Origin of the sequence: Rothia endophytica (genome assembly GCF_039543885.1) — a bacterium.
Taxonomy (GTDB): Bacteria; Actinomycetota; Actinomycetes; order Actinomycetales; family Micrococcaceae; genus Rothia; species Rothia endophytica.
Genome location: NZ_BAABKP010000010.1, coordinates 1 through 18,798, shown reverse-complemented (window position 1 = coordinate 18,798; position 18,798 = coordinate 1). Strand labels below are relative to the sequence as shown.

At 62.6% G+C, this 18,798-nt stretch carries 20 protein-coding genes and 3 pseudogenes; 12 read left to right on the top strand and 11 right to left on the bottom strand.

Annotated elements, in window-relative coordinates; genetic code table 11:
* Positions 1 to 734: 734 nt before the first annotated feature.
* A pseudogene (locus tag ABD982_RS11140) lies at positions 735 to 1,247 on the bottom strand (multicopper oxidase domain-containing protein); the annotation flags it as partial.
* Positions 1,248 to 1,329: 82 nt separating this feature from the next.
* Entirely contained in the window at positions 1,330 to 1,905 is a 576-nt protein-coding gene (locus tag ABD982_RS11135) for a CueP family metal-binding protein (protein WP_345447604.1), read from the bottom strand.
* A 403-nt stretch (positions 1,906 to 2,308) separates the two neighbouring features.
* On the opposite strand from ABD982_RS11135, the gene ABD982_RS11130 reads away from it, so the two are divergent.
* The 6 genes from ABD982_RS11130 to ABD982_RS11365 all read left to right on the top strand — a co-directional run bounded on the left by ABD982_RS11130 (position 2,309) and on the right by ABD982_RS11365 (position 8,043).
* Positions 2,309 to 3,031, top strand: a complete 723-nt coding sequence (locus tag ABD982_RS11130) for a response regulator transcription factor (RefSeq protein ID WP_345447603.1) — start codon at positions 2,309 to 2,311, stop codon at positions 3,029 to 3,031.
* Positions 3,028 to 4,155 (top strand): sensor histidine kinase, encoded by a 1,128-nt coding sequence (locus ABD982_RS11125; RefSeq protein ID WP_345447601.1) that lies wholly within the window; start codon positions 3,028 to 3,030, stop codon positions 4,153 to 4,155. The genes ABD982_RS11130 and ABD982_RS11125 overlap by 4 nt, the downstream gene beginning before the upstream one ends.
* A 114-nt stretch (positions 4,156 to 4,269) precedes the next feature.
* Entirely contained in the window at positions 4,270 to 4,596 is a 327-nt protein-coding gene (locus ABD982_RS11120; protein ID WP_345447618.1) for a heavy-metal-associated domain-containing protein, read from the top strand.
* 50 nt (positions 4,597 to 4,646) lie between these two features.
* A complete protein-coding gene (locus tag ABD982_RS11115; protein ID WP_425570056.1) occupies positions 4,647 to 6,881 on the top strand; it encodes a copper-translocating P-type ATPase in 2,235 nt (744 codons plus the stop codon).
* Positions 6,882 to 6,965: 84 nt separating this feature from the next.
* Positions 6,966 to 7,649 carry a DUF305 domain-containing protein gene (locus ABD982_RS11110; RefSeq protein WP_345447612.1) on the top strand — a complete coding sequence of 228 codons (684 nt, stop codon included), beginning with the start codon at positions 6,966 to 6,968 and terminating at the stop codon, positions 7,647 to 7,649.
* Positions 7,567 to 8,043, top strand: a complete 477-nt coding sequence (locus ABD982_RS11365; protein ID WP_425570055.1) for a trehalase-like domain-containing protein — start codon at positions 7,567 to 7,569, stop codon at positions 8,041 to 8,043. Before ABD982_RS11110 ends, ABD982_RS11365 begins: the two co-directional genes overlap by 83 nt.
* Before the next feature lie 286 nt (positions 8,044 to 8,329).
* On the opposite strand, the gene ABD982_RS11100 is transcribed toward ABD982_RS11365, so the two are convergent.
* Positions 8,330 to 10,270, bottom strand: a complete 1,941-nt coding sequence (locus ABD982_RS11100; RefSeq protein WP_345447599.1) for a heavy metal translocating P-type ATPase — start codon at positions 10,268 to 10,270, stop codon at positions 8,330 to 8,332.
* Positions 10,267 to 10,635: a Cd(II)/Pb(II)-sensing metalloregulatory transcriptional regulator CmtR gene (cmtR, locus tag ABD982_RS11095; protein WP_251380236.1), complete on the bottom strand. Its 369-nt coding sequence runs from the start codon at positions 10,633 to 10,635 to the stop codon at positions 10,267 to 10,269. The genes ABD982_RS11100 and cmtR overlap by 4 nt, the downstream gene beginning before the upstream one ends.
* 452 nt (positions 10,636 to 11,087) lie before the next feature.
* Between cmtR and ABD982_RS11090 the strand changes: the two are divergent.
* A pseudogene (locus ABD982_RS11090) lies at positions 11,088 to 11,867 on the top strand (DUF4158 domain-containing protein); the annotation flags it as partial.
* Between the two features lie 23 nt (positions 11,868 to 11,890).
* Here the strand turns inward: ABD982_RS11090 and resB are convergent.
* The 5 genes and pseudogenes from resB to ABD982_RS11065 form a co-directional block, all read right to left on the bottom strand.
* Positions 11,891 to 12,780 (bottom strand): annotated as a pseudogene (gene resB, locus ABD982_RS11085) (cytochrome c biogenesis protein ResB); the annotation flags it as partial.
* A 36-nt stretch (positions 12,781 to 12,816) separates the two neighbouring features.
* Positions 12,817 to 13,191 carry a hypothetical protein gene (locus tag ABD982_RS11360; RefSeq protein WP_425570054.1) on the bottom strand — a complete coding sequence of 125 codons (375 nt, stop codon included), beginning with the start codon at positions 13,189 to 13,191 and terminating at the stop codon, positions 12,817 to 12,819.
* 212 nt (positions 13,192 to 13,403) lie between these two features.
* Positions 13,404 to 14,006, bottom strand: coding sequence for a cadmium resistance transporter (locus ABD982_RS11075; RefSeq protein ID WP_251380224.1), 603 nt, complete (start codon positions 14,004 to 14,006; stop codon positions 13,404 to 13,406).
* 106 nt (positions 14,007 to 14,112) lie between these two features.
* Positions 14,113 to 14,637, bottom strand: coding sequence for a signal peptidase II (lspA, locus tag ABD982_RS11070; RefSeq protein ID WP_251380225.1), 525 nt, complete (start codon positions 14,635 to 14,637; stop codon positions 14,113 to 14,115).
* Positions 14,634 to 15,017: an ArsR/SmtB family transcription factor gene (locus tag ABD982_RS11065; RefSeq protein WP_251380226.1), complete on the bottom strand. Its 384-nt coding sequence runs from the start codon at positions 15,015 to 15,017 to the stop codon at positions 14,634 to 14,636. The genes lspA and ABD982_RS11065 overlap by 4 nt, the downstream gene beginning before the upstream one ends.
* Before the next feature lie 203 nt (positions 15,018 to 15,220).
* Between ABD982_RS11065 and ABD982_RS11060 the strand changes: the two genes are divergently transcribed.
* From ABD982_RS11060 to ABD982_RS11040, 5 genes are all read left to right on the top strand, one after another.
* On the top strand, positions 15,221 to 15,553 hold the full coding sequence (locus tag ABD982_RS11060; RefSeq protein ID WP_251380227.1) for an ArsR/SmtB family transcription factor: 333 nt from the start codon (positions 15,221 to 15,223) through the stop codon (positions 15,551 to 15,553).
* A gap of 140 nt (positions 15,554 to 15,693) precedes the next feature.
* On the top strand, positions 15,694 to 16,389 hold the full coding sequence (locus ABD982_RS11055) for a DsbA family protein (protein WP_345447588.1): 696 nt from the start codon (positions 15,694 to 15,696) through the stop codon (positions 16,387 to 16,389).
* A gap of 31 nt (positions 16,390 to 16,420) precedes the next feature.
* Positions 16,421 to 17,059: a vitamin K epoxide reductase family protein gene (locus tag ABD982_RS11050; protein ID WP_345447585.1), complete on the top strand. Its 639-nt coding sequence runs from the start codon at positions 16,421 to 16,423 to the stop codon at positions 17,057 to 17,059.
* A 48-nt stretch (positions 17,060 to 17,107) separates the two neighbouring features.
* Complete coding sequence (locus tag ABD982_RS11045; protein WP_425570053.1) at positions 17,108 to 17,329, top strand: GDCCVxC domain-containing (seleno)protein; 222 nt, start codon at positions 17,108 to 17,110, stop codon at positions 17,327 to 17,329.
* Between the two features lie 87 nt (positions 17,330 to 17,416).
* Positions 17,417 to 18,082: a recombinase family protein gene (locus ABD982_RS11040; RefSeq protein ID WP_345447582.1), complete on the top strand. Its 666-nt coding sequence runs from the start codon at positions 17,417 to 17,419 to the stop codon at positions 18,080 to 18,082.
* A 20-nt stretch (positions 18,083 to 18,102) separates the two neighbouring features.
* On the opposite strand, the gene ABD982_RS11035 is transcribed toward ABD982_RS11040, so the two are convergent.
* Both ABD982_RS11035 and ABD982_RS11030 read right to left on the bottom strand, forming a co-directional pair.
* On the bottom strand, positions 18,103 to 18,423 hold the full coding sequence (locus ABD982_RS11035; RefSeq protein WP_345447579.1) for a Y-family DNA polymerase: 321 nt from the start codon (positions 18,421 to 18,423) through the stop codon (positions 18,103 to 18,105).
* Positions 18,416 to 18,682, bottom strand: coding sequence for a LexA family protein (locus ABD982_RS11030; RefSeq protein ID WP_345447606.1), 267 nt, complete (start codon positions 18,680 to 18,682; stop codon positions 18,416 to 18,418). The genes ABD982_RS11035 and ABD982_RS11030 overlap by 8 nt, the downstream gene beginning before the upstream one ends.
* Between the last annotated feature and the right edge of the window lie 116 nt (positions 18,683 to 18,798).

Below are 18,798 nucleotides of genomic sequence, written 5' to 3'. Positions count from 1 at the left end.
ACGCGGAAGATGTAGGTTGCCGCGCGGTCGTGGAAGAGGATGTCGTTCAAATCTATATCGACGGCTGAGTAGTCTTGGGCTGGGGAGGGGAAGCCTGCGGGCAAGCGGGTTTCTGGGGCTTGGAGCATCAGTGAAGCGGTGCTATCGAGTTTGGCGATGAGGTGAGCGTGCATAGTCACATGATAGTACACGTGTTCTAGTATTTATAGAATATATATACTATGCGCAGAGGGTGGCACACTAGAAACACCCACTATCGGCAACCAGCAAAAAACCAGCCAGGAAATTGAGTCGCCCCGCACTCAGTGAGATACCTTGGCCACACTTGATTCCTAGTCAGCCCAAACATTCCACACTTTGACCACTAAAAAATCTTCAAATCAACCACACAAACCCTGTGTCGCAGCTGTGAAGAACCTCAAACAGAGTATTTTAGAAATGTCGTGAACCACGTCACTACTATCATAAGGGAGCAAAGGTGCTCACCCGACGAAACCTCCTAGCGGCAGCACATCAACGGTCATGATGCTGGTGCCTCCTCGGCCAGTGGCAGGGCGACATCAAGGATGTCATCGGCGGTGACCTACCTCAGGAACACCGCGGCCGGGCGGTGGGGAAGAAGACGGTGTTCTGGTTGTCCCGGAAGACCACAACACCGAGGGAGGTCATCGTGCTGCCCGGTGGGTGGTCTGCAGCGACTCTGCCCACCTCGGCACTCAACCCTGCTGTGGGGGTTACTCGTAGCGAAGCGAGCTGACCATCCCGGTTTCCATGTGATAGGCGTTATGGCAGTGAAATGCCCACTCACCGGGGTTGTCAGCGATCAGGTCGGCGATCATAGTTTCACCCCGGCGGAGAAGGATGGTGTCCTTGCGTAGCCCGCCGCTGCCGGGCAGCACCCACGTGTGGCCGTGGATGTGCATGGGATGGGGCATCATGGTCCTGTTGCGCATGACCATCCGCAGGCGCTGGCCCTCCTGCACGGTCGCGGAGGAGGATTGGCCGTCGGTGAGAATGCTCCATTCATACGGCATCATCTGCCCGCCCAGGTCGATGCTGACTTCTCGGTCTGGTGTGCCCTCGGGCAGGAGTGCACGGTCTGCTGGCTTCAGGGAGGACAGAAGCAGTCCGGTGGACGACAACTCGGGGAAGTCGACATCGGGGCGGGGGGCCTGGCCGCCGGCGGTGCGGATGACGGCGAAGGCGCGGTCGTCCTTACCCACCGCCAAAGCCGTGAGCGGGGAAACGCGTTCGTTATGATTTAACCTTTCTTGGTGCAAGATTTCAGTGACACGGGATACAGGCGCAGGTGTGGACCCTGCTGAGCCATCACGTCAGGCGCAGGTCTGTGACACAGGTGGCACCGTCGTCGGTGGTGGAAAACTCCGTGGTTCCGGTACGCCCCTGGTAGCTGACCTCAATCAGGCCGGTGACATCATCAGGAAGCCAGAAGCCAATAAACCCATTGTCGAAGGTGGTTGTCGCCTCGTCCACCAGCACCTCACCGGTTGCCTCATCGGTGATCGTGACCTGGATATCCTCATTGTTGAGTTCCCCCAGGCAGGTCGTGAGGCTGTGGTAGAAGCAGTCGTGGGTGGAGGTGAGATAGGGTGCGATCGAGACATACGTCTGATTGTCGGGAAGATCGACCACGACTTCCTGGTCATCGCTCGAGAGCAGCAGTTCATCGGCACGCACTGAGGCGATCAGATCCGTGGGACGCTCAGTGACCTTCTGCCGGTCGAGGTGATCAATGATCTCCACCGCGTCCATGGCGGCCAGGCCATGGGTAGTCAGGAATGTATCCTGGGACACCGTCCCGTCGGCGGTGGGTTCCGGGTCGGCGGCCGAACACCCCGTGAGGGCGAGGGCAAGGGCGGCGGCTGCGATCGCTGCTCGTTTCACGTCAATCTCCTTGGATCGTGGTAAGACCGTGAGAAGACACCGCCTCAAGGTCGATGCCATACCTTTTTCTAGCACGGGTGCCTGACGGGCTAGAAATCAAAAACCTTGCTCACAGCACCATAACAGGGCGAAAAGGGGGTGAATTCGGTGGGCTGGGTCACCACCGGGACACCACCCCACAGCCGTGGGCGATGTCCTTCTACCCGCCCCGGGTATGCGGTGCAGGCAGTGAAATCCCTGGTGGCGCCTGCTGAACCGACCAGGGGAGGCGATGCCGCCGGCCCGGGGTGGGGCACAGGGGTGACGGCGGTCGAAGGGTGATGTTTGAAGATTTGATGAAGATTTCCCCGCCGGGCACTGAGCGAGGTTGGTATTCCCCCTGGCCGGAGCGATACTGGGGTGTATGGATGACCGCACACCGACCACCGCCACGCCCCCGGGGCGGGTGCTGGTCGTCGATGATGAACAACCCCTGGCTCAGATGGTGGCCTCCTACCTCATCCGGGCCGGCTTCGATACCCGCCAGGCGCACACCGGCACCCAGGCCTTAGACGAGGCCCGTCGCTTTTCCCCCGATGTTGTGGTGCTGGATCTGGGGCTGCCCGAACTCGACGGCCTGGAGGTGTGCCGACGGATCCGCACCTTCTCGGACTGCTACATCCTCATGCTCACCGCGCGTGGCAGCGAGGACGACAAGATCAGCGGTTTGACCCTGGGGGCGGATGACTACATCACCAAACCTTTTAGCATCCGGGAACTGGTGACCCGGGTGCATGCGGTGCTGCGCCGCCCGCGCACCAGCACCACCTCACCGCAGGTGACCACCCCCTTGATCGTTGGTGACCTCATCCTTGACCGCGTCGCCCATCAGGTGCGGGTGGGGGAGACGACCGTGGAGCTCACCCGCACGGAGTTCGAGCTGCTGGTTGCCCTGGTCCTGCGCCCCGGCCAGGTGCTGACCCGCCACGACCTGGTCACCGAGGTCTGGGACACCACCTGGGTCGGTGATGAACGCATCGTCGATGTCCACATCGGCAACTTGCGTCGCAAGCTCGGCACCGACACCCGGGGCCGGGGGTTTATCGACACAGTGCGTGGCGTGGGCTACCGGGTGGGGCAGCCATGAATCACGGACCCGGCCTGACCTTCCGCTTCCTGGCCGCCCAGGTGTTGGTCGTGGTGATGAGCCTGCTGGTGGCCGCGGCCGTGGCCACGATGGTGGGCCCGACCCTGTTCCATGATCATATGTTGATGACCGGCCAGGAGGACCCCTCGCTGGAGCTGTTCCATGCCGAGCAGGCCTACCGGGACGCCAACCTGATCACCCTGGCCGTCGCCCTGCCCACCGCCTTGATCAGCGCCCTGCTGGCCAGCCTGTGGTTATCGCGTCGCCTGCGCACCCCCCTGCAGAATCTCACCCGCGCCGCTACCAGCCTGACGGCCGGCAACTACCGTATCCGCGTGCCCGCCGGAGAAGCAGGCCCCGAGGTCACCACCCTGGCGCATGCCTTCAACACCATGGCCGACCGGCTGGAACACACCGAACAGGTCCGCCGCCAGATGCTCTCTGATCTGGCCCACGAAATGGGCACCCCCTTATCGGTGCTCACGGTCTACCTCGATGGTCTCCAGGACGGGGTTGTGGACTGGAATAATGCCACCCACACGATCATGGCTGACCAACTCGCCCGCCTGACCCGGTTGATGGAAGACATCGACGATGTCTCCCGGGCCCAGGAGCACCGGATCGATTTGGACCTGGCGGAGGAAGGGCTCGGGGATCTGCTCCATACCGCCGCTGTTGCCGCGGGGGAAGCTTATGCTGACAAAGGCGTCGATTTACAGGTCGAGACCATTACGGACACCGCCCGGGTGCTCGTGGACCGGCAACGCTTCGGCCAGGTGATGAGCAATCTCCTGTCGAACGCGCTACGGCACACCCCGGCCGGTGGGCAGGTCCGGATCAGCGTCCACCGACAGGGGGCGTCCACCGCGCTCATCCACGTCGCCGATGACGGCGAGGGCATCCCACCTGGCCAGCTCGGACACATCTTCGAACGCTTCTACCGGGGGGATGCCGCCCGCAGCCGGGACAACGGCGGGGCCGGTATCGGTCTGACCATCTCCAAGGCATTGATCGAGGCCCACGGCGGCACTCTCACCGCCTCCTCCCCCGGACCCGGTCGCGGAGCGGTGTTTGCCCTCCGCCTCCCGCTGTCCCCTCCCGGCAGTGAGGAGGCTGCTCGGTGACCGCACCCTGCCCCGAGTGAGGGCCGTGCCCTCCACCCCTTGAAAATATACCCCCATGGGGTATATGCTAGAGAGTAGCATCGCCGCATCCCACCGACCCGTAGGAGCTTTCCCATAATCACCTCCCCGCCCCGCCTCTTGCCGATGGCCTCCCACAGCTGCAGCTGTTGCGGACCTGCCTCGCATGCCGACACTGCCTCCATCCCTGCCGCCAGCGACTCGTCAACAGGAGGGTCCTCCCCTAGCTACCAGGTCACCGGCCTGACCTGCGGGCACTGCGCGAAAAGCGTGACCCAGGCCCTTCAGGCCCTCCCCCAGGTCGACGACGTCCAGGTTGATCTCGCTGCTGGTGGTGTTTCCACCGTCACGGTCACCGGTGTCGTACCTCCGGAGATGGTTCGCCGGGCCATCGAGGAGGCCGGCTACACCGTCTTATCCTGATCAGTTTTACCCATCATCTCGACCCGACCGGGTTGAGCGGAAGGAACGTAATGAGCACTCCCCACCATTCCGGCGATCACCATGGTGATCACCCCGCTCCGGAAACAGACCACACCCACCACCCGGACCATGCCGGCCACGAACGCCACGCAGATGCCGACACCCACGGCCAGGCGATGCCCCACGATCACCCGCACTCCGTCCTGGACGAAGACCACCAGGTTCATGGTCACGGCGAACACGCCGGGCACAGCACCGCAATGTTTCGGGACCGCTTCTGGTGGTCGCTGATTCTTTCCATTCCCGTCGTTATTTTCAGCCCCATGGTCGCCCACCTGCTCGGCTACCACCTCCCGGCATTCCCCGGATCCACCTGGATCCCCCCGGTACTGGGCACGATTATCTTCGTCTACGGCGGAACGCCTTTCCTCAAGGGCGGATGGACGGAACTGAAATCCCGCCAACCCGGGATGATGCTCCTGATTGCCATGGCCATCACCGTGGCGTTTGTCGCCTCCTGGGTCACCACTCTGGGGCTGGGCGGTTTTGACCTGGACTTCTGGTGGGAGCTGGCCCTGCTGGTGACCATCATGCTGCTGGGCCACTGGCTGGAGATGCGCGCTCTCGGGGCCGCGTCCTCCGCGCTTGACGCGCTGGCTGCCCTGCTGCCGGATGAGGCCGAGAAAGTCATCGACGGGACCACCCGCACCGTGGCCATCTCCGAGCTGGTCGTCGACGACGTCGTGCTGGTAAGGGCCGGTGCCCGGGTGCCGGCCGACGGAACCATCCTCGACGGAGCCGCCGAATTCGATGAGGCGATGATCACCGGCGAATCCCGTCCCGTCTTCCGCGACACCGGTGACAAGGTGGTCGCCGGTACCGTGGCCACCGACAACACCGTCCGCATCCGGGTGGAGGCTACCGGCGGGGACACCGCCCTGGCCGGGATTCAACGCATGGTTGCCGACGCCCAGGAGTCCTCCTCCCGGGCCCAGGCCCTGGCGGATCGGGCGGCGGCGTTGTTGTTCTGGTTCGCGCTGATCTCCGCTCTGATCACCGCGGTGGTGTGGACCATCATCGGCAGCCCGGACGATGCCGTGGTGCGCACGGTCACGGTGCTGGTCATCGCCTGTCCGCACGCCCTGGGCCTGGCGATTCCGCTGGTCATTGCGATCTCCACCGAGCGGGCCGCGAAATCCGGGGTGCTCATCAAGGACCGGATGGCGCTCGAGCGGATGCGCACCATCGACGTGGTGCTCTTCGACAAAACCGGCACCCTGACCGAGGGTGAGCACGCGGTCACCGGTGTCGCGGCAGCTGTCGGTGTCGCCGAGGGCGAGCTACTGGCCCTGGCCGCCGCCGCGGAGGCCGACAGCGAGCACCCCGTGGCCCGCGCCATCGTGGCGGCCGCGGCCGCCCACCCCGAGGCCTCCCGTCGGCAAATCCGTGCAACTGGTTTCAGCGCCGCCTCCGGCCGAGGGGTCCGGGCCACTGTCGATGGCGCTGAGATCCTCGTGGGCGGGCCGAACATGCTGCGCGAGTTCAACCTCACCACCCCGGCCGAACTCACCGACACCACCAGCGCCTGGACCGGGCGTGGGGCCGGTGTGCTCCATATTGTCCGCGACGGTCAGATCATCGGTGTGGTGGCCGTCGAGGACAAGATCCGCCCCGAATCCCGCGCCGCAGTGAAAGCCCTGCAGGACCGCGGGGTGAAGGTCGCGATGATTACCGGTGACGCGCAGCAGGTGGCCCAGGCGGTTGGCCAGGACCTGGGGATCGATGAGGTCTTCGCCGAGGTCCTGCCCCAGGACAAGGACACCAAGGTCACCCAGTTACAGGAGCGTGGCCTGAGCGTGGCCATGGTCGGCGACGGTGTCAACGACGCCCCGGCCCTGGCCCGCGCCGAGGTCGGCATCGCTATCGGGGCCGGCACGGATGTGGCGATGGAATCCGCCGGAGTGGTCCTGGCCAGTGACGATCCCCGGGCGGTGTTGTCGATGATTGAGCTCTCGCAGGCCAGCTACCGCAAGATGATCCAGAACCTCATCTGGGCGTCCGGTTACAACATCGTGGCCGTGCCCCTGGCCGCCGGTGTGCTCACCCCTATCGGCATTCTGCTTCCCCCGGCTGCTGCTGCGGTGTTGATGTCGCTGTCCACGATTGTGGTGGCGCTTAACGCTCAGCTGCTGCGCCGGATTGATCTGGACCCGACCCACCTGGCTCCCACCAGTCCGAAGGAGGAACACACCACGCCTACTCCGGCATCCACCGCCGTCCACTAATCCACCACTTCTCTCCACTACCCCCATATGACCCTGAAAGGCTCCACCATGAAGTACCCCCATATGACCCTGAAAGGCTCCACCATGAAGCGCACCCTTGTTCTTTCCACTCTCGCCGTGGCCTCCACCCTGGCGCTGGCCGCCTGCGGTGAGGCCACCGACGCCACCACCTCTGCCACCACCTCTGCCACCAGCACTGCGACGACTACCCCTGAGACGACCGAGACCACCACGACGACAACTGAGGCGGACGGGGAGATCTCCGCCGATCACAACGACGCGGACATCATGTTTGCCCAGATGATGATTCCCCATCACCAGCAGGCCGTGGAGATGAGTGAGACGCTCCTGGCCAAGGAGGGTATCCCCGCCCAGGTCGTGGAGTTTGCCCAGGGGGTTATTGACGCCCAGGGACCGGAGATTGACCGGATGAACGCCATGCTCGAGGCCTGGGACCAGCAGCCGGTCACCGGCTCTGGGGGCATGGGGACCATGGACGAGATGGGTGGAATGGATCACGGCGAGATGGGTGGCATGAGCGGGATGATGAGCCAGGAGGACATGACAGCCCTTGAGGAAGCCCAGGGCACCGAGGCTGCCCGCCTCTACCTGGAGCAGATGACCGTCCACCACGAAGGTGCGGTCGACATGGCCCGTGACGAGGTTGCTGACGGCCAGAATCCCCATGCGATCACCCTGGCCGAACAAGTTATCAACGACCAGGAGGCCGAGATCGCCCAGATGCAACAGATGCTCACTGACCTATGACAGGTGCCCGTCTTTTTCTGATCCCGAGGACAGGAATCTGAAAAAGAGGGATAACCGTGACGATTGCCACCTGCTGCGGGCGATGGATCGTTGTCACCGCAGCGGGTGCACCGGGGTGGATGTTTCTTCTCCCTCTGGGCGCACCACTGAGGAAAGGGGGAAAGCTCCTGTGTCCAGACCCTTGGAGGACTACGCATTATTGTCCGATACTCACACGGCCGCCCTGGCCTGCCGGCAGGGCAGCATTGATTGGTTGTGTCTGCCGCGCTTTGACTCCCAGGCGGCCTTTTCCGCTCTTCTCGGCGACCATCGTGATGGTCACTGGCTAGTAGATGTGCTCGGGGGTTGTCCCGCCGGGCTTTTCCTCATAGCCTCATCCGCCCGCGTCTTATAGGTTGTGAGACAATCTAGTATTGAAACAGACTTTGGACACATAAAGTCAGCTCCATGAGCCTACTTTTGAGCACCGTCGCTCAATGTGTCAAAAACGACCGTTCTTGACCAAGCAACCAAAAACCGGGAATCCCCGGTGTATGACTGTTAGTTTCAATTGTCGGTTTATCACCGTTAAAAATGGCGCATCGCACAGCACGATTCACTTTGGTTCTCAATGGTTGAAGGCGGGGTGCTAATTTCCTGGTGGAAATAGTGCCCCGCCTTCAACAGCAACGAAACCAGTGCTAATGCAGGACGTTGCCAGGCTGCTGTGTGAGCTGCTTGCGGTGGACGCGGGCAGCACGAAGTCCGTTGGCAATCACGATGACTTCTGCGACCTCGTGAACCAGCACTACCGCGGCCAATCCCAGCACTCCGGTAATAGCCAAGGGCAACAGGACAACGATGATCGCCATTGACAGGACGATGTTCTGATTCATGATCGCCCGGCCCCGTTGGGCATGGGACAAGGCTTGCGGAATCAGTCTCAAATCATGGCCGGTGAAGGCTACGTCGGCTGATTCTATGGCGGCATCGGCACCGGTAGCGCCCATCGCAATCCCCACGGTAGCGCTAGCCAAGGCAGGGGCATCGTTGATCCCGTCCCCGATCATCCCTGTAGGAACCTGCTGCACCGACGAAGCGATTTCACGGGCCTTGTCTTCAGGTCGCAGTTCGGCATGAACGGTGTCTATACCGGCGGTTGAAGCCAGCGCGTGGGCAGTACGGGAGTTATCGCCGGTGAGCATCACCACGTCGATTCCCTGGTTATGCAGGTCTCGAATTGCCTCGGCCGCTTCAGGGCGTAGTTCATCGCGCACGCCGATCACGCCAATGACCTGCTCTGCACGAGTGACCATGACGCAGGTTTGCCCGGAGGCCTCCATGGATTCAACAGCGGAAGTAAGCGATCCTGGGGCAATCCATCGAGGACTGCCGACCCCGACCTGAACACCATCCAGGACGCCGGTAATGCCGTGTCCTGGCTCTTCGTTAACCGCCATTGCCTCCGGGATCGCGGGTACTGCTGAGGTGATGGCCGTAGCTAGAGGGTGGGTGCTGTGCTGTTCCAGGGCGGCGGCAACGGCGAGCACCTCTTCGCGAGTCGCATCATCAACGGTCTGGACTTGCGTGACCACTGGCTGATTGCGTGTTAGTGTTCCAGTTTTATCTACCGCGATGCGGCGCAGGGAACCAAGCCGTTCGAAGGCTGCTCCGCTTTTGATGATGACACCGAACTTGCTGGCAGCTCCGATGGCGGAAACAACGGTGACAGGAACGGCGATGGCCATCGCGCAAGGCGAAGCTGCGACCAGCACGATCAGTGCGCGTGTGATCCATGTTTCGGGATCGCCGAAGATCGCTCCAAGCACAGCGACCAGTACTGCCAGGACGATGACACCGGGAACCAGCGGGCGGGCAATGCGGTCAGCGAGCCGTGCCCGTTCGCCACGTTCCGACTGGGCTTGCTCGACTAGGCTCACCAACGTGGTCAGGGAGTTGTCCGTGCCGTTCGCCGTTGCAGTGACTACTAGCGCGCCGGATGAATTGATGGAACCAGCAGCAACCTGGTCACCCACGGTTACTTCCACGGGAATTGATTCCCCCGTGATAGCGGAGGTGTCTAAGCTGCTTGATCCTTGGCTGACCACGCCATCGGTTGCCAAGCGTTCACCAGGCTTCACGCGCAGTGAATCGCCAATCTTGATTTCTGCTGCACTGACCACGACCTGTGTGCCGTCACGGATGACGGTGGCCGTTTCAGGGACGAGCTTCAACAAAGAGCGCAGGCCCGAGCGTGCCCTGTCCATGGCTTTGTCTTCCAGGGCTTCGGCAATGGAATACAGGAACGCCAGGGCTGCGGCTTCCTCGACATAGCCGAGGATGACCGCACCGGTGGCGCTGATGGTCATCAACAGCCCAATGCCGAGTTTCCGTTTCGTGAACAGGTTTCGCAGGGCGCCGGGAACAAAGGTAAAAGCGCCTAGTAGCAGGCCGATCCAAAACAGCACCAAGGCCACGATGGCGGTGCTTTCGCCGTGGGTGCTCCATTCAAGGACGAGCCCAGCGAGGAAGAAAACGCCTGAGGCTATGGGGACGAGCACATGCCAATCCCGCCACCAGGGCAGTTCCTCTTCGAATTCTTCGGTGGGTTCCGGTGAGTCGCAACCGCAGGCGGAACTCATGCTTGCTCCTCGTGTTCTCGATCGGCGCTGGTGGCGCAGTCAGGGCAGGAAGAGTCCAGGCAAGGTACTTGATCATCGACGGCCAACGTCACCTCAACCAGGGCGCTCAGGGCGGTGGTGAGGTGAGGATCGGTGATTTCATACCGGGTTTTGCGGCCTTCCATTTTCGCCACGACAATTCCGCACCCGCGCAGGCAGGTCAGATGGTTGGAAACGTTGGCGCGGCTCAGTCCCAGGGCCTGGGCAAGTTCCGCTGGGTATCCGGGTTCGTGCAGCAAGGACAGGAGGATGCGCGACCGGGTGGGGTCGGCCATGGCACGGCCAAGCCGGTTCATCGCATCGATCCGCGATTCAATGTTCATCATGCGATGTACTATACAGCACTTGATGTACTAGTGGTAACGCCCAAAATCGATGGTTTTGGGGATGAATAATCGCGCCATTCGAGCTGGATGCTCGAATGGCGCGATTTTACTGGTGCTGGTTTCTCATAACTCTGTTTCGTTAGTTTATAGCCCAAAACCCTATGGTGGACCTTTTTGGACCGTTCGTTGCGGGATGACTCCTCCGGGAATGTTAGTAAGTTCCTCCGACTTCGCGGAATAGTTGTTCCATGCTCTCTTTGGACATTGATTCAGCGAGCCGAAGTTCCAGCCGGTCATCGCTCTGTCCGGAAAGTTGAATTGCTAACAGTTACCCTGCCGAATCTTTGATGACAATCGAAGCTCGACGGAAATCAGCATCATGTTGGGGTCTTGGTAGTAATGGGGACGGATTGAGCGCTAAGCCCTGCTCGGGCGCAAGGTAGCGTGGTGATATGCCGACTGATCAATATTTGACCGAGGAACAAACGGTGGTGTTCGGGCGGTTCGTAGGCGAACCATCTCCGGCGGAGCTGGAGCAGTTCTTCTATCTCGACGCGGCTGACCTGGAAGGGATTGCTGAGCGTCGCGGTGAGCATAATCGGCTCGGTTTTGCGCTTCAGGTTGGGACAGTGCGGTTCCTGGGGGCGTTCCTGTCGGATCCGCTGGATGTTCCGTGGTCCGTGGTGGAATATTTGGCGGCACAGCTCCGAATCAATGATCCGTCGGTGATCAAGCGGTACCCCGAGCGGGTTGCGACTCCGAACGCTCATGCGCGGGAGATCCGCCGGCTCTATGGCTATGGGGACTTCACGGGAGCTGCGGTCGAGGATCTGAGCGAGTTCGTTTACTCGCGCGCCTGGACGCACGGTGAGGGGCCGAAGGCGTTGTTCGCCCATGCGGTGGCCTGGTTGCGTCGGAAACAGATACTCCTTCCTGGAGTGACGAGACTATTGAAGTCGGTTCAGGCTGCCCGTGAACGTGCAGTGTCGGAGCTGTACGAGCGACTGGCTGGGGCAGCAATGGCCGCGGATCCTCAGTTGCCGGGACGTTTGCTTGGATTGCTGGCCGTTGATGAGGGTGCCCGTGGGTCCAGGTTAGAAGCATTACGCGCAGGGCCTGTGAGGTTGTCCGGGCCTGCCTTGAACAAGGCCCTGGCGCGGGTCGAGCAAGTCAGGGCCCTGGGGATTGGCGCGGTGGAGACTTCAGGAATGCCGGCATCCAGCCCCAGGTCCCCATAGTAGGAATTCAGCTGGAGCTGCGGGTTAATGGCGTTCGGGTCCCCGGAAATCGCGAACCCTGTCTCGTCCGTCATCGCGGTGGGCAGCAGAAATCCCTGGAACCCCAGCTGGTCCGGCTTCGCATCGGGGGCCTTGATGACCATCAGGGAGGTGTACATGCCATCCTGCGGCACGGAGACCACCGGGCCGCTGAAGGCAACGTCACCGTCGCCGTCACGTACGGTGACCACCGGTGCGTAGCCGTTGCCGACCAGGTACATGTCCGCGCCATCGATGCGCAGCGGGTGGTTGACTCGGATCGTTTCCTTGTCGGGTTCGGCGTCGGGGCTGCGGCGGGTTTCGACCTCGGCGGTGAAATCGAGGGGCTGGCCGAAGTGCGTGGTCGATTCGCGGTCGAAGGTGACGTTGAACTTCTCGAGCTTCACCGAGTAGGGGTCCAAGGAGTCTTCCTGGAACCAGGTGCCGGGGGTGAAAGCGTCGTAGGACACCAGGGAGTTGACGAACGTGTCCCCTCGACTAACAGGTGCTGCCCGTTGTAGCCAAACGCCCCACCGATACCCACCGAGGCCATGAGTCCCACCAGAGACGTGTGGAACAGGAGGTTGCCGATTTCCCGGGTGTATCCCCGTTCCGCGCCGACCGACGGGTTAGCCCCCTCGGTGCGGGCTTCGGAGCGGTATCCGCGTTTCTTCAAGAGCGCCGCGGCTTCCCTGGCGATTTGCGCGTCGCTGAGACCGGACTCGGAGGCCGGCTGGATCCGGATGGCTCCATTCTGCGGCAGGCGGTCCAGCCGCGAAGGCGTCCGTGGCGGCGGGGTTCGCAGCGCCTGGGCGTGCTTCTTGACCCGGGGCAGGATGCACCCGATCAGGGAGATGAACAGCAGCAGGTAGATCGCCGAGAACCACACCGAGGAATAGACATCAAAGAGCTGGAAGCGGTCAAGTCACTGGCTAAGTACCGGCTTGTTGGCCAGATAGGTGGTCACCTGCTCCGGGTTCACCGAGCGCTGGGGAAGAGCGAGCCGGGCACCGCCGCCACCGCCAGGAGCAGCAGCAGGAAGAGTGCGGTGCGCATGCTGGTGAGCTGGGTCCAGGCCCAGCGGAGCATCCCAAGGAACCCGAGGGCCGGGACCGTATTCCTCCACCGAACCATCGCCGGCTATGTAGTTCTTGTTGTTTCCCTCCCGCGCCTGCTTGGCCAGGGAGTCCTCATCTCCCACACATGCCGCCAGTGGCAGGACAGCGGCGCCAAGCACGGCTGCACGCAGGAAAGCGCGGCGTCCCGCATGCTTCAAGGGGGACGGAAGGGGGTCGGTCATGATTTCTAGCTCCTGGGATGTTCGCAGCGTTGGCCCAGAGGTCCACGCTGGGTATATACATTGCGGACTGCGAGGCGGGTTCCGGTATTACCGGCACCGTCCCCACCGTGGATTGCTGGGGTTATGTGGCAACCTGTTCCAGTTCGGTTTCGGGGTTCGGGGATTGCGGTGACGAAAGAGTGCCGGCCCTGTCCTTGCCGGAGGTGGACTTGTTAGAGTCCAAAGGCCCCTCCCTCGACGAGGATGAACACCCCGAGGCCGATGAGGACGAGAGGGAACAAGATGTGTTCCCAGCGTTCCAGGACCTCGGCAATCGGCCGGCGCGTGGCAATGAACTTGGCCAGCACCACGAGAACTGCAACCAGTGCGAGGAAGGCGATGCAGTATGCCACCACGGCGGTCGGTCCCACGCTGAGGAAAACCGGAACATAGACCCCGATGTTGTCCCCGCCGTTGGCGAAGGTGACAGCCGCGACAGTTAATACCCCCACGTTCTTGCCAGCGACTTTGGCATCATCGTCGTCGTCATCGGCTGCCCGCCAGGCTCGCCAGGCCGCCCACAGGCCGAGGAACAGGGGGATGAGGCCGAAGTAGGGGATCGCCTGGGGAGGGAGGAATACCCCAGCGCCCAGCGCTACGAGGACGGCCGTGGCGAGGATTCCGCCAAAGCCGAGATACTGGCCCGCCAGGATCCGGGCCGTTGTCCCGCGCTGTCCGGCACCGCGGGCGAAGAACAATGAGAGCACGATGATGTCGTCGATGTTGGTGGCCATGAACAGGCCGATGGCCTGCAGGATGGAGGGGATGAGATACATGGTTTCCTTTCAGGGTGGGGGATCGGTGGCGCCACCTGGCTCCGGTGGCGCCACCGGTATTTTGTCCGCGCTGCGCGCCGGATTGCGGCAGGGCGAGTCGGACGGACTATTCGGGATTTTCTTCCGGTTGGCGCCTGAACGCCCCGAGGACCATCAAGGCGGCACCCGCGGTGACAAGGACGTCTGCGAGGTTGAAGGTGGGGAACCATCCGCTGTGCAGGAAGTCCACGACCCCGCGCCCGTCCAGCCGGTCAATGAAGTTCCCCAGTGCGCCGCCGAGCAACAGGGCCGCGCCCGTGCGGGAGAGCCCGGTCATGGCCGGTTCGGAGGCCAGCAGGAACCAGGACAGGGCCGCGATAATCAGCCCGGTCGCGGCCGCGACTGTCCAGGGCGGGAGGGATGCGCCGAGGCTGAAGGCCACCCCGGTGTTGTAAAACAGCCTGATGTCCAGCGGCCCCAGGCCCAGGGACTCGCCCACGGTCAGGTTTCTCTCCGCCACCCACTTCGAGACAAGGTCGGTGGCGGCGAGCAACGCCGCCCCGCCCAGCATCACGGTCCGGGACCGGAAGTGGCCGGACCGCCCTCCTGTGGTCCGCTCGGCTGCCGCGCTCATGCCGCAGGCGTCGCTCATCGGGCACTCTCCTGGATGGTGTCGTTTTCCCTGGCGGCGGTGCCATAGGTCGGGCACAGGCTCACCGCGTTGCCGGTCGCGGCCAAGAGGATTTCGGCCTGGGCCAGCATGTCCATGAGCTCGGGACGCGTCAGCGAGTAGTAGACACTGCGGCCCTCTGCGCGGCCCTCGACGAGTCCACAGTCCCGCAGGCAGGCCATGTGCGTGGACACGGTCGATTGGGCCAACCCCAGCTCATGGGTCAGTTGGCTGACCCTGACCTCACCATGCGCCATCCGCTTGACGATGGCGAGGCGGGCTGGATCGCCCAGGGAATGGAACAGGGCGGCTGCCGGGTCAAGCCCCTTGCAGCCGTCTTCACCGCTATATTCAATCGTCATACATCGATCATATCGTAAATTACGATATATCGAGTTTGATGAACGCAGTGGAGGCTTCCAGGGCACGCTCCTGACCTCGACTGACGGGAGCGTCGGGGATCGAGAAGGCGTAGTCGGGCCGAATGCTGGATGCCGAGTGAGGTGGCTTTCACCCGACCTCGGAAATGGATCACTCTACATTGGATCATGTACCGTGGTGTTTGATGAAAAGCGCAACCCCCACGCATACCTCGGCCTTGACGCAATTGGGCCACGCCCTGTCGGACGGGACCCGGACCCGGATCCTGTTGGCCCTGCGTGACGCCCCCGCGAGGCCCTCGGACCTGGCCACGGAGCTGGGCGTCTCCCGGCAGTCGATGTCGAACCAACTCACCTGCCTGCGCGGATGCGGACTGGTTGCGGCCCAGCCGGAGGGCCGCAACACCTGGTACCGGTTGGCCGACCCACGGCTCGGATCGGCCTTGGGTGATATGCTGGAACTCGTCCTCACCGTGGACCCGGATTGCTGCACCCCCGAAGGATGCACCTGCCGGTGATGGGACAGCCGATCATCAGGGAACCGCATTCCTCCTTGCCACGGTGCACCGCAGTAGCGCCCGGCTACGGCCATTCCACCCCACACTCCCCACCCGTCCGGCCTGCCCTAGTGCACGCCGGCCACAGAAAGGAACACCACGTGAGCACTCCCATCCCTCCCAGCACCCGATCCCCGAAGAAACCCAAGATCGTCGTCTGGATCCTGCTGGCCGCCGCCGTTGTCGCTGCGATCATCGGCTACGCCGTCGCCCAGGGAAACTCCAAGGCCGCTTCCCCCCAAGCAGCCGACGCCGCCACCACCGAACAGCAGGTCGTGCGGGAGAACAGCCGGGTGCTTTCCCAAGCACCAAGCGAGAAGGCGGTCCTGGTGGAGTTCCTGGACTACGAATGCGAAGCCTGCGGTGCGGCCTACCCGTTCGTCGATGAGTTGCGCGCCGAGTACTCGGAGAACGTCACCTTCGTCCACCGCTACTTCCCGCTGCCAGGGCACCTGAACTCCATGAACGCCGCCGTGGCCGTGGAGGCCGCAGCCCAGCAGGACGCCTACGAACCGATGTACAAGAAGATGTTCGACACCCAAGCCCAGTGGGGCGAATCCGCCGACAATAAAAGCGCCCTCTTCCGCACCTATGCCGAAGACCTGGGACTGGACATGGCCGCCTACGATGCCGCCGTCGCCGACCCGGCCACCGAGGAACGCGTGAAGCTCGACATCGCCGACGGCAAGGCCCTGGGAGTCAGCGGGACCCCGACGTTCTTCCTCGATGGAAAGATGCTCAATGTGCAAAACCTGGAACAGTTCAGGGCCGCCGTCGCAGCAACGGCCGCCAACTAATCCGCCGTCGCCAGATCCGGAAGAAGACTCCATGAGCACACCAGCCACCGCTGATCCCGTAGCCGGCCCCCGGGACCCGGCGATCCGGGTACCCAGCTTCGCCCGCCCCCGCACCTTCGGCCTCGTGCTGCTGGTCACCGGGGCCGTGGGCTGGGTCGCCTCGGCCATCCTCGTCCTGGAACGCCTGGCCCTGTATGAGAACCCCGGCCACGTGACCAGCTGCGATGTGAACCCCTGGGTGTCCTGCGGGCGGGTCATGGGAACCTGGCAGTCGGAACTCTTCGGCTTCCCCAACCCGCTGATCGGCATCGTCGCCTTCGCCCTCATCCTGGCCACCGCCATGATGGTGCTCTCCGGAGCCTCCCCGGGGCGCTGGTACTGGGCCGGGCTGCAAGCCGGAGTGACCTTGGGCGCGGTGTTCGTGGCCTGGCTCTGGAGCCAGGCCCTGTTCGAGATCTACATCCTGTGCCTGTACTGCATGGTGGTGTGGGCGGCGATGATCCCCTTGTTTATCCTGCTCACGGTCCGCAACCTCGTCCACGGCGTCATTCCCGCGCCCCGGGCCGTGACCAGGTTCGCCGCCGAGTGGGCAGGCACCCTCGTGGCCATCGCCTACGTCTTGGTCGCAGGGTCGGTCTTTCTGCGATTCCTGCCCGCTTTCATCGGCTGACCGGTCAGCCAGACAATCAGGGCCGTCAACCGCATTTTCTGCCAACCCATGGAGAGCCTAGAGATGTCCGTCGAATTAAACTCCGTGGTGTCGTGCCCGTCGTGCGGCGTAGCCACTTCCGTTCAGATGCCGACCGACGCATGCCAGTTCTTCTGGGTATGCCCCGGCTGCGGGGAGCGTCTACGCCCAGCGGTGGGGGACTGCTGCGTTTTCTGCTCCTATGGAACGGTTCCCTGCCCACCCAAACAGCAGGAGCGGGGTCTGCTCTAAGCGGGATACACCGCGACTGGACGTAGCATGTCGAGAAACGGTCATTTGACGACATCCCGAACCTGTCGGCGACACGCCGCGGAAACAATGTCGGAAACCCGTGCCGGAAATCAACGTCGTCAAACCATGCAGCACCGGTATTATCGACACATGTTGATCGGATACGCGCGGGTCTCCACCGCCGACCAAAACCCTGACCACCAAACGGATGCCCTGGCCCGCGCCGGTGTCGACCCGGCAAACATCTACCTCGACCATGCCAGCGGTGCCAAGGCCAGCAGGCCCGAGCTCGACAAGGCCCTCGCCTCGGCCAACCGCGCAGGCGACCAGCTGGTCATCACCCGCCTGGACAGGCTCGGACGCTCGGCGCTCCACCTGGTGACCCTCGGTGCGGCCCTCCGCGAGCGTGGTGTGGGATTACGTGTCCTTGAGCAGGGCATCGACACCACGACTGCGGAAGGACGTGCGATGTTCGGAATGCTCTCAGTCCTGGCCGAACTGCAACGAGAACTCATCGTCGCCAACACCCGCGACGGACTCGCCGCCGCCCGCGCCCGCGGGCGAACAGGAGGAAGACGCCCGAAACTCACCCCCGACCAGGCCCACCACGCCCAGCAGCTCTACGACGCGGGGACCCATACGGTCCAGCGCATCGCCGACCTCCTCCAGGTCCCGCGCTCCACCATCTACGGGCACCTCAACAAGGCAAGCATCGGACGGCGCCCCACCGCCAGAGCGACCCTGGAAGCTTAGCGCTCAATCCGTCCCCATTACTACCAAGACCCCATGGAATACTGTTCAAAGTCGGCTGCTTGTTCTTGCAGCACACTCATGACCCGGTTTGATACATCCCCGTAGAGCTCATAGTTAGATGAACGGGCAATAACCCCTTGTGCGGACGCGCGTAGCTCAACCTTGAACCAGGGGTCGCCCATCCTATAGCCCAGGGCTTTAGCCTCAGAGGATAAAGCAATAACGCAACCGTCATTATTAGAAAGCACCACTACAGGCTTACCCTCTAGGGAAGGGTCAAGAATCCGCTCACAGGCAACGTAGCAGCTGTTAATGTCAATGTGGAATATCAGGTTAGACACGGTGTAGGCAGCGGGTCACTACCCCAAAGATAGTAAATTCAGATTCTTTAGGGATAGGAATAGGTGGGTAAGCATTATTTTCGGGTAACAGCCAGCCTTGGCCGTTGCGGTCGATGCTGAAGCGCTTGATGGTGAATTCGCCATCAATGGCAGCAACCACCACCGAACCTTCTTTCGGAGTGATCGAGCGGTCCACGATGATTTCATCTCCATCGGCTATTCCGGCGTCAATCATGGATGAGCCAGTGACGCGGAAGATTTAGGTTGCCGCGCGGTCGTGGAAGAGGATGTCGTTCAAATCTATATCGACGGCTGAGTAGTCTTGGGCTGGGGAGGGGAAGCCTGCGGGCAAGCGGGTTTCTGGGGCTTGGAGCA

Coding starts and splice junctions, on each gene's coding strand:
- ABD982_RS11130 (WP_345447603.1), top strand. CDS start 2,309: ATGGATGACCGCACACCGACCACCGCCACGCCCCCGGGGCGGGTGCTG.
- ABD982_RS11125 (WP_345447601.1), top strand. CDS start 3,028: ATGAATCACGGACCCGGCCTGACCTTCCGCTTCCTGGCCGCCCAGGTG.
- ABD982_RS11115 (WP_425570056.1), top strand. CDS start 4,647: ATGAGCACTCCCCACCATTCCGGCGATCACCATGGTGATCACCCCGCT.
- ABD982_RS11110 (WP_345447612.1), top strand. CDS start 6,966: ATGAAGCGCACCCTTGTTCTTTCCACTCTCGCCGTGGCCTCCACCCTG.
- ABD982_RS11365 (WP_425570055.1), top strand. CDS start 7,567: ATGCGATCACCCTGGCCGAACAAGTTATCAACGACCAGGAGGCCGAGA.
- ABD982_RS11100 (WP_345447599.1), bottom strand. CDS start 10,270: ATGAGTTCCGCCTGCGGTTGCGACTCACCGGAACCCACCGAAGAATTC.
- cmtR (WP_251380236.1), bottom strand. CDS start 10,635: ATGATGAACATTGAATCGCGGATCGATGCGATGAACCGGCTTGGCCGT.
- ABD982_RS11360 (WP_425570054.1), bottom strand. CDS start 13,191: ATGACCGACCCCCTTCCGTCCCCCTTGAAGCATGCGGGACGCCGCGCT.
- ABD982_RS11075 (WP_251380224.1), bottom strand. CDS start 14,006: ATGTATCTCATCCCCTCCATCCTGCAGGCCATCGGCCTGTTCATGGCC.
- lspA (WP_251380225.1), bottom strand. CDS start 14,637: ATGAGCGACGCCTGCGGCATGAGCGCGGCAGCCGAGCGGACCACAGGA.
- ABD982_RS11065 (WP_251380226.1), bottom strand. CDS start 15,017: ATGACGATTGAATATAGCGGTGAAGACGGCTGCAAGGGGCTTGACCCG.
- ABD982_RS11060 (WP_251380227.1), top strand. CDS start 15,221: ATGAAAAGCGCAACCCCCACGCATACCTCGGCCTTGACGCAATTGGGC.
- ABD982_RS11050 (WP_345447585.1), top strand. CDS start 16,421: ATGAGCACACCAGCCACCGCTGATCCCGTAGCCGGCCCCCGGGACCCG.
- ABD982_RS11045 (WP_425570053.1), top strand. CDS start 17,108: ATGGAGAGCCTAGAGATGTCCGTCGAATTAAACTCCGTGGTGTCGTGC.
- ABD982_RS11040 (WP_345447582.1), top strand. CDS start 17,417: ATGTCGGAAACCCGTGCCGGAAATCAACGTCGTCAAACCATGCAGCAC.